Annotated in this window: 1 protein-coding gene and 1 pseudogene; one reads left to right on the top strand and one right to left on the bottom strand. The window is 73.2% G+C overall.

Annotated features, from left to right (window positions below; translation table 11 throughout):
* Nucleotides 1-566 (bottom strand): annotated as a pseudogene (locus ACFFNX_RS50370) (hypothetical protein); the annotation flags it as partial.
* A 276-nt stretch (nt 567-842) separates the two neighbouring features.
* Between ACFFNX_RS50370 and ACFFNX_RS50365 the strand changes: the two are divergent.
* Nucleotides 843-1,278: AraC family ligand binding domain-containing protein (locus ACFFNX_RS50365; RefSeq protein WP_378213607.1), on the top strand; the 436-nt coding region annotated here is incomplete at its 3' end.

Below are 1,278 nucleotides of genomic sequence, written 5' to 3'. Positions count from 1 at the left end.
GCCCGCGCCTGGGCCACCTGCCCGTCCGCGCCGTCCCCGCCGAGCAGCAGGCCGAGCGCCCGGCCGGACAGCGCCGCCGTGGCCAGCACGGGGTCGGAGGACACGTCCACGAACACGGGCCGGCGCCGGCCCGCCTCCCGTACGAGGGCCAGGTCGAGAGTGTGGTGCGGCAGGTGGGTCCGCGTGCCGGTCTCGCAGAGGACCACCTCGTGGTTGCCCTCGGCGACGCAGTACTCCGCGGCCGACAGCCACTCCTCCAGCGTGGCCGCCGGAGCCCGCTGGATCATGACCGGACGGCCCGTACGGGCGACCGCGCGCAGCAACTGGTAGTCCTGCATCCAGGCCGCGCCGACCAGGACGCCGTCGGCGTGCTCGGCGATCGCGGGCAGGTCGAGGGCGGAGAACGGCTCGACGAGCAGCGGCCCGGAGTACGACCGGCGCAGCGCGGTCAGCTCGGCGGCGGCGTCCGCGAGGCCGTGACGGTGGCGGAGGCTGGTCATCGCGACGTCGGGTTCGGCGGCGGTCCCGGCGATGATGACGGCGTTGCCCGGGTCGATCAGGTTCATGGTGTGTCCCTCCGGGCGGTCCGTCCCCCCGGAGACGAGCCGCCCACGCTGTGAGTGAGAAAAGCGAAAGGCAGAGCCCTGGGGGCTCTGCCTCGTCGCCGGCTCGGGATGGTCGTCGCGGTCAGGTCACGGCGACCGGCTCACCCGGAGCCGGCGACGTAAACGCGAAATAGCGACGATCCATGTGCCGATGGTAACCGGCCGCACGCCTCGACCGCCATCTGCCGGAACCCTTCGTCTCATCATCTGAGAGGCCGAGGTCGATATCCTGCTGATATGGACCGGGAAGTAGCGAGTTACCGGCAGCATCCGACCGAGCCCGGCGTCGACCTGCTCAACGCACGTTTCGTCACCCACCGCTACACCCGGCACGCGCACGCGACGTACACGTTCGGGCTGATCGAGTCCGGGGTCGAGGAGTTCGAGCACGCCGGGAGCCTGCTGCGGGCGGCGCCGGGCCAGGTGGCCCTGCTGAACCCGGAGGTGGTGCACACCGGCCAGGCCGGCGTGCCGGAAGGGTGGCGCTACCGGGTGCTGTACCCGGCCGTGGACGTGGTGCGGGACGTCGCCGCCGAACTGGGCGCGCCCCGCGGCATGCCGTTCTTCCCCTCGACGGTCCTGGACGACCCGGCGGCGGCCCGGCTGTTGCGCTCGGTCCACGCCAGCGCCGCGCGCGGCGACGCCCTCGCGTCGTCGTCCGCCCTGCGCACCG

Origin of the sequence: Actinoallomurus acaciae (assembly GCF_042429965.1) — a bacterium.
Lineage (GTDB): Bacteria > Actinomycetota > Actinomycetes > Streptosporangiales > Streptosporangiaceae > Actinoallomurus > Actinoallomurus acaciae.
The sequence above is the reverse complement of the archived record's forward strand: the minus strand, read 5'-3'. Positions and strand labels throughout refer to the sequence as shown.